This window comes from Mucilaginibacter sp., from assembly GCF_036383575.1.
Classification (GTDB): domain Bacteria; phylum Bacteroidota; class Bacteroidia; order Sphingobacteriales; family Sphingobacteriaceae; genus Mucilaginibacter.
The window spans coordinates 1-15,023 of record NZ_DASVOB010000302.1; the positions used below are offsets into that span (position 1 = coordinate 1).

The window sequence follows — 15,023 nt, forward strand, 5'->3', positions numbered from 1 at the left end:
TCATGTGATGGCTGCTCGCGTGCCGGATTACGAACCTTCCTGGCTGGCAGAGTTGACTGATGAAGGCCGCATTTTTGAGTATTTTACCTCCGATGCAGGTTATCTTCCGATGCATGATTTCCGGTTTTCGCTGCCAGTTAAACAGGCCTTTGCCGGCCGTTACCAACCATCTGCCAAACAGGAAATAAATTTGATGGCACAGGTGATGGACCGCATAGAACGCGAAGGGCCATTGATGGTGGGTGATTTTGAAAACGACCGCCTGAAGGCCAGTTCCGGTTGGTGGGACTGGCGGCCGGCCAAAGTGGCCCTTGAAAGGCTATACCTGGCAGGTAAGCTAATGATCACCCGAAACAAAAGTTTTCATAAAGTATATGATCTGCCGATGAACCTGGTACCGGTGGACACCGACGTTACAGCACCATCAGCGGAAGAATATGCGCGTTTTGTGATCAGGCGCACGCTGCGGGCGCTTGGCATTGCCTATGCTAAAGAGATGGCCTGGCGGGCCCGTTACGTAAAAGGGAACCTGGTAAAACAAGAACTTGCCCGGATGGTTGCCGAAGGTGAATTGATGACCGTTCAGATAAATGGATTAAAGAGTGCACCGCTTTATATGCTGCCTAATCAATCCACAGCCATCGAGTTATCGGGGGATGTGTTTATCCTTTCGCCTTTTGATATCCTGAATGTGTTCCGCCACCGCTTAAGGGACTTTTTTGATTTTGACTATCAGATAGAATGTTTTGTACCGGCCGCTAAACGAAGGTATGGCTATTTTTCCCTACCGGTACTGTTAGGCGATACATTTGTAGCCCGTATGGATGCCAAAGCCGACAGGAAACAAAAATTGCTTATTATTCATAACCTGCACTTCGAAGAGATAGTGTTGGATGAAGCCGCCATAGAGAAAATCGTAACAGAACTGAAAGCATTTGTACAATTTAACCAGTGCCGGGATATTGAATTTAAAAAATCAAATAACCAGGTTTATCTGCAAAGTATCATGAAAGCTTTTGCATAGCCGTTCTCCACCTGATAAAACAACAAGCTGCCGGTCATTTTCATAACCGGTAGCTTTCAGAAATTATGTCCCGTTTTTCGGGATTCCGGATAATTATATCAGCGATACCAGTTCTGAGATCCGGTTAGAGATACCGGCCTCGTTATCGTACCAGGCAACAACTTTTGCCATTTTTCCGATACTTCTGCTCATGGCGGCATCAACAATAGATGAATGCCGGTTGCCGATAATGTCAGATGATACCAATGGTTCTTCTGTATATTCTAAAATTCCTTTCAATGAGTTTTCTGCGTAATGTTTCAGGATAGCATTAAGCTCTGCAACCGGTACTTCTTTTTTCAGGTTGAGAGAAAGGTCGACTATTGACCCGTCAGGCACCGGTACACGGTATGAATGTCCGTCGAGCTTTCCTTTAAGGCTTGGCAATACATCGCCAATGGCTTTTGCAGCGCCGGTAGTTGAGGGGATAATGTTTAAGGAAGCTGCCCGGGCCCTGCGAAGATCGCGGTGAGGAAGGTCCTGCAGGTTTTGGTCAGAAGTGAAAGCATGAACTGTAGCCATGTATCCCGACTCGATGCCATATTCTTTATCCAGTACATACAGTATTGGCGCAATGCCCCCGGTAGTGCAAGAGGCTGTAGAATAGATCTGGTCGCCTCCTATCAGTTCGTTATTGATACCGTGTACAATTGTTTTAACATCGGATCCGGCCGGTGCAGTAATCAATACCTTTTTAGCTCCTGCACGCAGATGCGCCTCTGCAGCCACCTTACTCGTAAAACGGCCTGTCGATTCGATCACCGCTTCAACCTCTAATTCTTTCCAGGGGAGCTTTTCAGGATCTTTTTCGCTGATCAGTTTAATTGGTTTACCGTTAACAACTATATGGTCGCCGTCAACAGCAATTTCGCCGGGAAACCTGCCATGAACAGAATCATATTTCAGTAAGTGAGCAAGTGTTGTGATATCGGTCAAATCGTTGATGGCAACGACCTCTATATTAGATTTATCCTGTAAAGCCCGAAGGGTCATTCTCCCAATACGGCCAAATCCATTGATTGCAATTTTCATGATTAATTATTTATGATGTTTGTATTTGTTTTTTTCGATCGGTTAAAAAGTAAAGACATGAAGGGTGCTTCAACGCCAATAAGTCATTTAGCATCGCCTGATCTTTTTCAATAAATGTTGTTGAACTCTCTTAAGTGTTAGTTTCTCATTTGCAGGGAATTTGTTTCAAAACCATTCAATGAGGTGCGGAAGGAGCGTCTGTAATCGGAAGGGGTTGTCATCAGGTGCCTTAAAAAGGTCCTGCGCATATTCACCAAACCGCCAAGCCCGCATTGCTCGGCTATCCTTTCTATGGATATATCAGTATCCTCCAGGTATTTTCTGGCGGTTTCCACCCGTAATTTCTCAATGAATCTTGCAGGCGGCATTCCGGTTTGTTTGCTAAAAACGCGGGTAAAGTTCCTGGTGCTCATGTTCATTCTTTCTGCCACCTGGTTAACATCCAGCTTTTCGTGCAGGTGTTCGCTTAGCCAGGTCTGCGTTTTCTGAGCAATGTGCATAGGATCATAAACAGGAAGCAAATTGCCAAACTGTGCCTGATAGCCGGGCCTGTTAAGGTAAAAAACTATCAACTTAGCTACACGGCCCGCTATCTCCTTACCATGATCCTGCTCTACCATGGCCAGCGCAAGATCTATCCCGGATGAGCCACCGGCTGCCGTGTAGATATTGCCATCCCTGGTAAACATTGGTTCACAGTTTACCTCTACTTCCGGGTATTCCCGCTTTAGCTTTTCGGCGCGTTCCCAATGCGTAGTCGCTTTGCGTCCCTTCAATAGCCCTGCTTTTGCCAGTACAAAAGCACCTCCGCAAACCGAAGCAATACGCCTGGTATTACCTTCGTTCCTTGCGGATAGCCAGGTATAAAAATCTTGAAGAGCAGGTTGGCTTGATTCCCGGCTGTCATTACCGGCAACGATCAGAGTGTCGATGGGGGTTTTAATATCCATAGCCGTTTGCTGGCAAACCAGGCTCATACCAATACCGGTATCCAGTTGTTTCTCTGCTGTTGCTGCAACAATCATTACGTCATATCCGGCATCAATACCGTATTCCCGCAATATCTTGTTGGCATTAAAAAACACATCAGCAGGGCCTGCAAAAACAACCAGCATGGTGCTCCCCATGGTTACAATTGCAATTTGCTTCTTTTTTTGACAACGACTATCTTCCATATCCTTAGTCATAAACCAAAGTTAAACATTACTCAACTTGTCTGAAAGGACATATTCTATACATATTAGGCCATGTATTTATGTTCTTAACGCTAAGAAGCTGTTTAAAATTGATTGTTTTTAATTGTAGAGACGCATCACATGCGTCTCCCGCTTGCAATTTCCGACGGAATTAGAAGCCTTTTAAATCGACCTGTCTGTCGAGAGACGCATGTGATGCGTCTCTACAAAAAACTTTCCATTCGTTTTTAAACGGCTTATAAGAATTTGGAGATCTGCTTAAAGAATGATACCTTAAAACTAATATTTCACACCGCGATCATGGAAAAAAGTACGGTTATAAACCCGGTCCCGCCTGGCGGCAGGATAGCTTCAGTGGATGTTTACCGCGGCTTCGTGATGTTGTTGATGATGGGAGAAGTACTCTCCTTTCAAAGCGTAGCGACGGCTTTGCCCGATAGCAAATTCTGGCAGTTGCTGGCCTTCAACCAATCACATGTACCCTGGACCTGGCTTAGCCTCCATGACATGATCCAGCCCTCGTTCAGCTTTTTAGTGGGTGTTGTACTGCCGTTTTCACTGGCTTCCAGGAAAAATAAAGGCGCAACTACCGCTGCACTTCTCGGTCATGCCTTGCTCCGCTCGCTGATCCTGATTTTCCTCGGTTTCTTTTTACGATCATTGGGAAAGGGCCAAACCTATTACACTTTTGAAGATACGCTTACCCAGATAGGCCTCGGCTACACTTTCCTCGTTATGCTCGGCTTTTGTTCCCGAAAAGTACAGATCGGGGCCCTTATTGTCATTTTGGTTGGTTATTGGCTTGCCTTTGCCCTGTACCCGTTACCCGGGGCTGGCTTTGATTATGCATCTGCAGGTGTAAGCCCAAACTGGGAACATAACCTGCAGGGCTTTGCTGCCCACTGGAATAAAAACACCAACCTGGCCTGGGCGGCCGACCGATGGTTCCTCAATTTATTTCCGCGCAGCACACCATTCCAATATAATGAAGGCGGCTACTCCACATTGAGCTTTATTCCCACTTTGGGAACTATGATCCTTGGGTTACTGGCAGGCGGAATTTTCAAGAATGATCAAAAGCCGGCAGAAAAGCTAAAGTACTTTATAATCGCCGCCATCAGCCTCACCGCACTTGGCATATTATTACAACTGACCAATATCAACCCTATTGTTAAAAGGATCTGGACACCTGCCTGGGTGATCTTCAGCGGCGGGATCTGTTTTGGTTTCCTTGCGCTGTTTTATTGGCTCATTGATCTCAAACAATGCAAAAAGCCATTTTTCTTTCTCAGTGTCATCGGGATGAATTCCATCGCTGCCTACTTAATGTCTGACGGTGGTTTACGGCAATATATCACCGATAACCTGTATATACATCTCGGGGCGCATTATAACCAAATTTTCGGATTAGCCTACGCTACGCTTATCAGCGGCGCTTTAACCCTGCTGTTATTATGGCTGATCCTGTACTGGATGTACAAGCAAAAAATTTACATCAAGATCTGAAAGCCGGATAGCGTCGTTAGACAATTATTGCGGCAAAAATACTTTTGCCGCAATAAACTGTAGATTCTTATTCGCCAGCTTTTGCTATCAAAGTTGGGGAGATAGCTTTTTTATTTACCACTACTGATATCGTATTTATTGCAAAATAAGGCATGCTCACATAAATGTATCCGGCCAGGGGACCTATTCCTGTACCCCAGGAATTTTTAACCACGAAGTATTCGTTGCCTTTGCTATCTTTAGCAATACCGGTTATTTGCATCAGGTGGTCATCCTGGGTAACTTGCCTGTCAAACAGATCCTGGCGGATTTCTGCCGTAGGTACCTTCTCTGTAAAAGCTGCAAAATCTTTTAATTCATCATCATTGTCAACCCATTTTGCAAGCCCTTTTTTCATCTGGAAGCCCTTGTTACTCACATCGGCATCCCAGGCAACGGTATAGCCTTGCATTACGGCCGTTTTAACGCTCTTTATAAATTCATTTAGCGGTAAATTATAAAACATGTTGCTATTGTAATTATCAGGCACCTCAATAGCAAAGCTTGTGTTATAAGGATGGTGTTTGAAAGATGTAAGCCCTATATAGCTCGAAAGTTTAGAGGGCACAAATTGCTCCGCGTAGCTTTTGGGAGTATAAGTTTTTCCGTTGTAGTTAAAAGTTGCAGGAGGCTCCCCGAGGTACCCGTTTAAAATCGATTTAAAATTCACTTTCCAATTTGCCGGGATGGTGTCAGGATTGCTTTTCAGCAGGTTATCCAGGTAGGCTTTTAATTTGGTTTCCATCTCGCCATCGTGGTTTAATACCGTATCACGACCAATGCCCGGATAAACCTCTTGCGGCACAGAGCCAAAATTATCGGTAGAAAACAACACGTCCTGCTGAATGCCGCCTTCAGTAAAACGGGTATTACCGCGCCTGCGGATGTATTTCTCGGCCTTGTCAATGTATAAATTGTAAACCGTATAAACTTCAGACAGGTCGGGATCTTTTTCTTTTTTGGAAAGCATTTCGCTTTCAACAAGTGATGTGGTTGCAAAACACCAGCAGGTTCCGGAGTTACCCTGGTTTTTAACAGGCGTTGCCTGGTTATTTTTAACTACAGTAAATTGCGGTTTTGTAACGTCAAGATTGACCTTAATAGTAGGCTCCTGCGAAAATGCCCTTACGGCAATGGCAGAAAGCACCAGAAATGAAGCTATTTGTTTCATACTTTTTCGTGAAAGGATAAATGTATCAAACAATTTAATGAAAGAAAAACCAAATTAACTTACTTCGGAAAAATTTAATACTCCCGATAGTTGCATTTACTAACCAAGTTTGGCTATATCCAATACCGTTCTGCCTTCAATTTCCCCGGCTTTCATCCTGTCGAACACCTGGTTAATATCATCCAATCCGGCGGTATGAACAGTGGCTTTCACTTTACCCTCCAGTGCAAATTCAATGGCTTCCTGCATGTCTTTCCGGGTACCTACTATGGAGCCGCGAACAGTATACCGGTTTAATACCGATTCAAAAATCGGCAACTCGAAATCACCTTTCGGTAAACCGTTTAAAGATATGGTTCCCTTTTTTCTTAGCACCGAGATCCCTTGTTTAATGGCAACAGATGAAACCGCCGTTATCAATACGCCATGCATACCACCAGTGGCTTTTTTCAGAAAATCTCCGGGATCCTGGTTTCGGGCGTTTACCGTTAAATCGGCCCCTAAATCTCTGGCCAATTGCAGCTTATCATCGGCAATATCAATAGCGGCCACATGCAGGCCCATAGCTTTGGCATACTGAACAGCAAGGTGCCCTAAACCGCCAATACCCGAAATAGCTATCCATTCGCCGGGCTTTGCTTCGGTTTCTTTTATGCCTTTATAAACCGTAACGCCCGCACAAATGATGGGTGCCATCTCTATAAAATTGGCATTAGCCGGGAAATGGGCCACGTAACGCGAGTCGGCAATTAAATATTCTGCAAAACCGCCATCCACACTATACCCTCCGTTCTGCTGTGAATCGCAAAGCGTTTCCCAGCCGGTTATGCAAAACTCGCAGCAACCGCATGCGCTATATAGCCAGGGCACCCCAACGATGTCGCCCTCCTTAACATTTTTCACATTGCTCCCGAGTGCGGCTACATAACCGATAGCCTCATGTCCCGGTATCAGTGGCATTTTGGGTTTTACAGGCCAATCTCCCTCGCAGGCATGCAGGTCGGTATGGCATACACCGCAGGCCATAACCTTTACTAATATTTGGTTTTCGCCCGGTTCTTTCACGGGCATTTCTTCTATTTGCAGCGGCTGTCCAAATTGGTGGATCACCGCGGCCTTCATTGTTTTAGGCAGCATATTTTTGTTTTTTTAATTGATTGAACGGAGACGATTATTTTACAGACGGAAATACCAACAAAGGAATATCCAAACGTCCGGCCATTTTTTCGCTGTGACTGCTTTTCAATAACCGGTGGATGAAACTATGTGGCCGGTGAACCATCACCAGCATATCAACCTGTCCATGCTCACATAACCAGCTTAAACCGGCCTCAACCTGGCTGTTCCGTACGCTGCGATAATAGATATGCGGATAGTTGGCTTTATTGGATACTTCGGTCATGAAATTGGCAATGGTCTCCTTCAGCGCTTCCGGTATTGTTTCGCCATCATAAATATGGGTCAGTAAAACCTGTGCACCTAATGTTTTAGCAAAGGGTATTAAATGAAACAAACTCTCCACATCATTTTTCGGATCGGTAAAATCTGTTGCGAATGCTATTTTTTTAAGCGGAACAAACCGCGTTTCGGGCGAGATGAGCATCAAGGGTTTGGTAGTGGCTTCAATCATATTTTTGCTGTGGTTGCCCAATAAAAAACTGCTCATTCCTTCACCATGTGTACCCATTACCACCAGATCAACCGGGTGGCTTTCCACATAACTTTCTACAACGTCAGTTACTATGCCAGATTCATTTTTGAGCGTAATTTCGGGCTTGAAGCCGTTCGGATGGGCAGCCATTTCTAAATCTGATTTTAAATTTTCAAGGCCGGTAGTACTGTCCAGCAGCAACAGCTCAAGATCATCCATTGGCCATACTATAGTGCCCGATTGCGGCATTTCGGCAGGAACAATAACCGCATTACAGAGTACGATGTTAGCTTTGATCTGTTTGGCCAGGTTATAGCCATATTCAGCAGCATGCCTTGCATTAGCTGAAAAATCGGTAGCAACAAGCAGTGTTTTCATGTTTTGAGTGTGATTGTTTTATACCACAAAACTGCCTGTTTTTACAGTCGAAAATAATGACTGCGGTCACCATTCTACGTGACCCTAAGCCCAATATAGCCTGTATGACAACCCCATACCATGATCTACATTTAGATACCCCGGCTCTTGTTTATTCACCCTCATATATTACGCCTGATGCTGGTGTTTCTTTCAATTCTATCTTTTGCAAACCGGGCAGTAAAGGTTTTATTTTCTGCCAGATCCAAGCGGCCAGGAGTTCGGCTGTCGGATTTTCAAGGCCTTCTATGTTATTTAACAGGGTATGGTCAAGCATCCCGATCACCGGAGCGGCAATTGCTTTCAGATCAGAAAAATCCAGGATCCAGCCTTCCCGCTCTAATATTTCGCCGGCAATGTAAAGGGTAAGGTGATAGGTGTGCCCATGCAGGTTGCGGCATTTATGTCCATCAGGTACATACGGTAAAAAGTGGGCAGCATCAAATGTAAAGTGTTGGTAAATGATCATAAATAAGTTAGATAAATAATAAGGCTATAAGATTAGGCCAAACTTATTGATTAGCATATGATCAGCATCGCTTGCGATAGTAACCTTGATCATTGTTTGATAAGGTATTGCACCTAATCGCTTTATTATCCTTTATGGCAATGATAAACATCAGCAAACAGGCTGTTTACCATCATAGCCACGGGCACACACCGCCCATAGTTTTGAGCCATAATTCAAATCCATATATTATGAAAACTTTAAAACTATGTGTATTGGCTATGTGCCTGTTTAGCACGTTAAACAGTTTTGCCCAGCAAAAAAGTGAGTGGGATATTCGCTTGCGGGCAGTAGGTATATTACCACAGGAAAGTGCCAAAATCGGTGTTATAGGTGGCGATATCAATATCAGCAATGCATATATACCCGAGCTGGATATTACCTATTTCTTTGCCAAAAACTTCTCTGCCGAACTGATCCTCGGCACATCCAAGCATAAGGTAAAAACACAGGACTCAAACCTTACGGCCGTAGGGGGCGGCTCCTCTGCCGATGTTAATCTTGGCAAGGTTTGGTTATTACCGCCAACCTTAACTTTGCAATACCATTTGCCGACAGGTACAGCGTTTAAACCATACATAGGCGCAGGTGCAAATTATACCATATTTTATAATGCCGATAAAGGCCCTGTTGTACAGGCAATAGATTATCAAAATAAATTTTCGTTTGCGGCGCAGGCTGGTATTGATTACGACATCACTAAAACGGTATTCCTGAATATCGATCTAAAAAAACTTTTCCTGAATACCAACGCTACGGTCAACGCCGCCAACCTCACCCCTGCCGGTAATCAGTCGCTGGCCCCGGTATTAAAAAACATTGACGCCGACGTTAAGATCAGGCCGTGGGTAGTAGGTATAGGAGTTGGATACCGGATCAAGTAATATTCTGTTCAGTCCTTATAAGGCAATTTTTAAAGAGCCGGGCAATTGTAGCCTGGCTTTTCTGCGAACAACAAATACACTTTATGATATCAATCAATAAAAAAAGTGACGATGGTCATTTTTTTAAAACAGGCTGATCGCTACTCTTATGGCATGGAACAAATCAATATAAAACAAACCAGTCCTCTTCACCAGGAATGGCTGCGGAAGCTTGATTTTTATCATTTTGAGCTATTTCTTATCCAGGAACAACTGGATGAAGTAGCAGAAGACAGCACAGAGGGGAATATCTTAGAAAAAACTGCATATTTCAAAGAACTGTTAAATACCCTCAAAAGCTATATCGAAAGCTTAAGAAACCGTATTCGCGAAAACCAAAATAGCCTCGTACTTGATATAGCAAATGAGCACACTATCGAAAAAAACCTAAACATCTTCGACCTTTTAAATGAGGAATGTATGGCACAGCAGCAAGCAGTAAGTGAATTAAGAAAGAAATTCGATCACTTTGTTGCCGAGCGGGCGTAAAACTTCTTGTTCATAGATAAAAACCCCATTCAAAAAATGATCAATATCACTTTTTAAACTGAATGTGATTATACCCCGCCTTCCCAAAAGTAATGACCTTTGATTGGCCGGTTAAGATGGCTATGGGTTTAATATGGAAAGTGCAGCATTGCTGAATGCGATCATCGAAAATGCTATTGATGGTATCATAACAATTGATGAACGGGGGCTGATCGAATCGATCAACCCTTCTGCATGTAAATTATTTCAGTACACGCCTGCCGAAGTAACGGGCAAAAATGTATCCATACTGATGCCCCCGCCCGATAAGCAGCAGCACGACGAATATATTAACAGGTATCAAAACACCGGGCGGGCACATATCATAGGTATTGGCCGCGAGGTTACCGGTCTGCGGAAAGACGGTTCACGTTTCCCTTTCCGCCTTGCTGTAAGCGAGGTAAAATATTCGGGCCGGAAAATATATACCGGCTTTATACATGATATCAGCCGCGAAAAAGAGGCCGAAGACCAGCTCAAAGAATATGCATCACACCTGGAAGAAGAAGTTCAGGAACGCACACAATCGCTGCAACTATCCGTTAAAGAACTTGAGCAGGCAAAGGAAGAAGTCAGTATTTCGCTCGAAAAAGAAAAAGAACTTGGGCAACTAAAAAGCCGTTTTGTGTCGATGGCCTCGCATGAGTTCCGTACGCCTTTAAGTGCAGTGCAGCTCTCCGCCTCCCTTATCGAAAAATATGCCGGGCATTTACAAAACAACAATGTCAGCAAGCATGTAAACAAGATCAAAAACGCGGTTGGTAACCTTACCGCGATATTAAATGACTTCCTTTCGCATGAAAAATTAGAAGCCGGGCGCGTTGAACCCTCGCTAACTACGTTTGACCTGGTAAAGCTGGCAGAGGAAATTACCGAAGAAATGCAGTTGATAGCCAAGAAAGACCAGAACATAATTTACCAGCATACCGGCAGCAACAGCAGGGTTAACCTGGATTTGAACCTGCTTAAAAACTGTATTATCAACCTCATTGCCAACGCCATCAAATACTCCGGCGAAAATACTTTTATTGAATTTAACACCGAGATAGGCAAAAACGGCTGTATCATCACCATAAAAGATAACGGCATAGGGATCCCCGAAACCGATCAGAAACATTTATTTGAAGCCTTCTTCAGGGCACACAATACCGGCAATATTCCCGGTACCGGTTTAGGATTAAACATTGTTGCCCGTTATGCCCGCCTCATGAATGGCAGCGTTGCATTTAAAAGCAGCGTTAATAAAGGCACCATATTCACCATTTCATTCCCCGAACAATGAGCAAAAAGATACTTATCATCGAAGACAACAACGATATCCGCGAAAACGTAGTTGAGATCCTGGAGCTTGCAGGCTACAATGTATTTGAAGCGAACAACGGCCGCACCGGGGTTGACCTGGCCGTAAAAAATATTCCCGATGTTATTTTGTGCGATATCATGATGCCCGAACTGGATGGTTACGGTGTATTATATATGCTGAATAAAAAACCTGTCACCGCGTCTATCCCCTTTATATTTTTAACGGCAAAAGCTGAGCGGGTTGACCTGCGCAAAGGCATGGAAATGGGTGCCGACGATTACCTTACCAAACCGTTTGATGACATGGAACTGCTGAGTGCCATTGAAAGCCGGCTCAAAAAAAAGGAGATCCAGCAGGTATTTTACAGCAAATCACTGGATAATTTAAACCTGCTGCTTTCTAAAAACAAAGGGCTTGCCGAACTAAAGCGCATCATCGACGAACGAAGGACCCGCCAGTTTAAGAAAAACCAGGTTATTTATTATGAAGGTGATAAAGGGAACGGTTTGTACTTGGTAATAAAAGGCCGGATAAAAACCCTAAAAATGGCCGAGGACGGCCGCGAACTGATGACCGGAATTTATACCGCTGATGAATACCTTGGGATCCATTCGCTGTTATCTAATGAAACCTATAGCGAAACCGCCACCGCATTGGAGGATAGCCTGCTATGCCTTATCCCCAAAGACCAGCTGGATGAGCTATTGAATTTATACCCCGAAGTCGGTCGTGAATTTATCAGGTTGCTTGCCAACAACATCCGGGATAAGGAAGAACAGTTGCTGCAACTGGCCTATCACTCCGTAAGAAAAAGGATGGCTGAGGCTATGTTGCGCCTCCACAAACAATACACAGACGCTACCGAAAGCTTCAAAATATCAAGGGAAGACCTTGCAGCTATGGCTGGTATGGCAACAGAAACAGTAAGCCGTACCCTTTCCGATTTTAAAGATGAGGGCTTGATTGATAAAAAAGGTAGCGTGATCACTGTGCTTGATATTACCAGGCTTTCAAAAATGAGAAACTGACCAGCATCACTTTTTCGGTTGATGCGGCTCATTCCGTATGCGCTTTGTTGGGAGTAATTTTACTCCTGATAAATCATTGCAAATGAAAGCGGTAGCGTATAGTATCAAGCCTTTTGAAAAGGAGTTCCTGGCAAAAGCCAATCAAAAAAAGCACGACATTACATTAATATCCAATGCCCTGGGGCCGGATACAGCCATGTTTGCCGAAGGGAAGGACGCTGTAATCGTTTTTACCAATGATGATGTAGCCGCCCCGGTAATTGAAAAACTTGCCGGTTTTGGCGTAAAACTGATCATAACCCGTTCAACCGGTACCGATCATATTGATAAACAAGCCGCTGCGCAATACCATATCAGTATTTCAAACATCCCGTCTTATTCGCCGCAGGCCATAGCCGAACATGCTGTTGCCCTTGCATTTGCGTTGAATCGGCAAATCATCAGAGCTGATGAACATAGTCACCATTTTGATTTCAGGAACGATGAATTGATGGGGTTCAACTTTTCGGGGAAAACTGTAGGACTTATTGGTCTTGGCAATACCGGCAAAGCTGCTGCAAAAATATTCAGCGGCCTTAGCTGTAACGTTATTGCCTATGATCCCGCGTTCCCTACGGATACTCCAAACATTAAACCAGTTACCCTGGATGAACTGCTGGCAACCGCTGATATTATCTCGCTTCATTTACCGCTTACACCGGCAACTAAACATTTCATCAAAAACGAGACTATTAGCCTGATGAAAAACGGGGTAATGCTCATTAATACCTCAAGAGGCGCACTTATCCGTACCACCGACGCCATAGCCGCCCTTAAAACCGGCAAAATAGGTTACCTGGGTTTGGACGTATACGAGTTTGAGAAAGGCCTGTTTTTTGAAGACCATGAAGATGACCTTGTTAAAGATCCTTTATTACATAGCTTGTTAAATTATCCTAACGTGCTGGTTACCCCGCACCAGGCCTATTTAACCAAGGAAGCCCTGCAGGAAATAGCCGATCAAACCATTCGCAACCTTGATCAGTGGCAGCAAAACAAATGCTCGGGCGAGGCCTGCGTATGTGCCAACAGTTGTCGGGTTAATACTTTCCCTTCTACTCTTTAAAACTTACCCATTATGGAACAATCACTTACAGCCAAATACAATGTGGCTGCGCCACGCTATACCAGTTACCCAACTATGCCCTATTGGGATACTACTGCGTTTAACAAAGATGAATGGATAAAAACAGTAAAACGCTCCTTTACTGAAAGCAACGGGCAGGATGGTATCAGCATCTACATTCATTTACCTTTTTGCGAAAACCTGTGCACTTACTGCGGCTGCAATACCCGCATTACCAAAAACCACCGGGTTGAGGAACCATACATCAAAGCATTGTTACTGGAATGGGCCATGTACAAAAACATCTTTGGCAAAAAGCCTGTCATTCGGGAGATCCATCTTGGTGGTGGTACACCTACATTCTTTAGCCCGGCAAACCTTAAAACGCTCATCAGTGCTATTCTGCTTAATGCCGATATTCATCCGGATGCAGGCTTCAGTTTTGAAGCTCATCCGGCAAATACTACTGTCGATCATTTACAGGTTTTGTTTGATCTCGGTTTCCGCAGGTTAAGCCTGGGGATCCAGGATTTTGACCCCAAAGTTCAATTCATTATCAACCGGCAACAAAGTTTGGAGCAGGTGCAGGTTGTCACCGGCCAGGCGCGGCGTATTGGCTATACATCCATCAATTACGATCTGATTTATGGCTTGCCCCTGCAAACTTTACCGGGACTGGCTGCGACAATGCAGCATGTGTCCGAATTAATGCCCGACAGGATTGCCTTTTACAGTTATGCGCATGTACCCTGGCTGAAACCCGGTCAACGCCGTTTTACCGAAAAAGACCTGCCCGATGCAAAACTCAAAGCTAAACTATACGAGGTTGGCCGCTCACTGCTGAAGCACTATGGCTATGTAGAAATAGGTATGGATCATTTTGCCCTCCCGGGAGATGAACTGTTAATGGCCGAACAAAACGGCAACCTGCATCGTAATTTTATGGGTTACACCCACCAGCACACACAATTATTGGTTGGGTTAGGGGTATCCTCTATCAGTGATTCGCAGTATGCTTTTGCCCAAAATGTAAAAACAGTTGAAGAATACCTGGAGCTGGTAAAAAATGGTAAATTACCCGTTTTTAAAGGCCATATTTTAACGCAGGACGATATGATCATCCGCAAGCACATTCAGGATATCATGTGCAAAGGGCAAACCACCTGGAACCATCACACAGAACCCTGCGAAGTATTACTTGAAGGGATAGAACGCTTACAACCTTTAGCTGAAGACGGATTATTAGAACTTAACTCCTGGGGATTGAAAGTAACATCTGAAGGCAAAAACTTTTTACGCAATATTTGTATGGCTATTGATGCGCGGCTATGGGCTAATAAACCAGCTACGCAGTTGTTTAGTATGGCGATATGATGAAAAGACTTACGGAGTTTTAAAAACTTCGTAAGTCTGGATTCTACTGAATAGTAAATACCATTCTTAGGCCGGTCACCCTGAGCCTGTCGAAGGGTCGCGCGCAGAGGCCTCCCACCATGCTTCGAGAACCTCAGCATGACACCCACTTTTAATTATCATCTGCACACCCCAATAAC

14 protein-coding genes are annotated in these 15,023 nt (G+C 44.3%); 8 read left to right on the forward strand and 6 right to left on the reverse strand.

Translation table 11 applies throughout. The features are described 5' to 3' along the window. A partial coding sequence (locus VF500_RS10460) for a winged helix-turn-helix domain-containing protein (RefSeq protein ID WP_330859620.1) occupies nt 1-1,024 on the forward strand: 1,024 nt, incomplete at its 5' end. A 93-nt stretch (nt 1,025-1,117) separates the two neighbouring features. On the opposite strand, the gene gap is transcribed toward VF500_RS10460, so the two are convergent. Together gap and VF500_RS10470 are read right to left on the reverse strand one after the other, a co-directional pair. Further along, on the reverse strand, nt 1,118-2,095 hold the full coding sequence (gap, locus tag VF500_RS10465; RefSeq protein ID WP_330859621.1) for a type I glyceraldehyde-3-phosphate dehydrogenase: 978 nt from the start codon (nt 2,093-2,095) through the stop codon (nt 1,118-1,120). A gap of 137 nt (nt 2,096-2,232) precedes the next feature. Next, on the reverse strand, nt 2,233-3,282 hold the full coding sequence (locus VF500_RS10470) for a GlxA family transcriptional regulator (protein WP_330859622.1): 1,050 nt from the start codon (nt 3,280-3,282) through the stop codon (nt 2,233-2,235). A 309-nt stretch (nt 3,283-3,591) separates the two neighbouring features. Between VF500_RS10470 and VF500_RS10475 the strand changes: the two genes are divergently transcribed. Then, entirely contained in the window at nt 3,592-4,797 is a 1,206-nt protein-coding gene (locus VF500_RS10475; protein ID WP_330859623.1) for a hypothetical protein, read from the forward strand. A 67-nt stretch (nt 4,798-4,864) separates the two neighbouring features. Here the strand turns inward: VF500_RS10475 and VF500_RS10480 are convergent, their stop codons facing one another. The 4 genes from VF500_RS10480 to queD form a co-directional block, all read right to left on the reverse strand. Further along, the gene (locus VF500_RS10480; RefSeq protein ID WP_330859624.1) at nt 4,865-6,007 is read right to left on the reverse strand and encodes a C1 family peptidase; all 1,143 of its coding nucleotides are present in this window, start codon (nt 6,005-6,007) and stop codon (nt 4,865-4,867) included. A 99-nt stretch (nt 6,008-6,106) separates the two neighbouring features. Continuing rightward, entirely contained in the window at nt 6,107-7,144 is a 1,038-nt protein-coding gene (gene adhP, locus VF500_RS10485; protein ID WP_330859625.1) for an alcohol dehydrogenase AdhP, read from the reverse strand. Between the two features lie 34 nt (nt 7,145-7,178). Next, nucleotides 7,179-8,036, reverse strand: coding sequence for a universal stress protein (locus VF500_RS10490; protein ID WP_330859626.1), 858 nt, complete (start codon nt 8,034-8,036; stop codon nt 7,179-7,181). 151 nt (nt 8,037-8,187) lie between these two features. Further along, the gene (gene queD / locus VF500_RS10495; protein ID WP_330859627.1) at nt 8,188-8,544 is read right to left on the reverse strand and encodes a 6-carboxytetrahydropterin synthase QueD; all 357 of its coding nucleotides are present in this window, start codon (nt 8,542-8,544) and stop codon (nt 8,188-8,190) included. 230 nt (nt 8,545-8,774) lie between these two features. On the opposite strand from queD, the gene VF500_RS10500 reads away from it, so the two are divergent. The 6 genes from VF500_RS10500 (at nt 8,775) to hemN (ending at nt 14,844) form a co-directional block, all read left to right on the forward strand. After that, nucleotides 8,775-9,467, forward strand: coding sequence for an OmpW/AlkL family protein (locus VF500_RS10500; RefSeq protein ID WP_330859628.1), 693 nt, complete (start codon nt 8,775-8,777; stop codon nt 9,465-9,467). A 111-nt stretch (nt 9,468-9,578) separates the two neighbouring features. Then, complete coding sequence (locus VF500_RS10505; protein ID WP_330859629.1) at nt 9,579-9,995, forward strand: hypothetical protein; 417 nt, start codon at nt 9,579-9,581, stop codon at nt 9,993-9,995. A 133-nt stretch (nt 9,996-10,128) separates the two neighbouring features. Further along, nucleotides 10,129-11,316: a PAS domain-containing sensor histidine kinase gene (locus VF500_RS10510; protein WP_330859630.1), complete on the forward strand. Its 1,188-nt coding sequence runs from the start codon at nt 10,129-10,131 to the stop codon at nt 11,314-11,316. Then, nucleotides 11,313-12,365, forward strand: coding sequence for a response regulator (locus VF500_RS10515; protein ID WP_330859631.1), 1,053 nt, complete (start codon nt 11,313-11,315; stop codon nt 12,363-12,365). The genes VF500_RS10510 and VF500_RS10515 overlap by 4 nt, the downstream gene beginning before the upstream one ends. An 82-nt stretch (nt 12,366-12,447) precedes the next feature. Continuing rightward, nucleotides 12,448-13,470, forward strand: coding sequence for a 2-hydroxyacid dehydrogenase (locus VF500_RS10520; protein WP_330859632.1), 1,023 nt, complete (start codon nt 12,448-12,450; stop codon nt 13,468-13,470). Nucleotides 13,471-13,482: 12 nt separating this feature from the next. Next, nucleotides 13,483-14,844, forward strand: a complete 1,362-nt coding sequence (gene hemN, locus VF500_RS10525) for an oxygen-independent coproporphyrinogen III oxidase (RefSeq protein ID WP_330859633.1) — start codon at nt 13,483-13,485, stop codon at nt 14,842-14,844. Nucleotides 14,845-15,023: the final 179 nt, after the last annotated feature.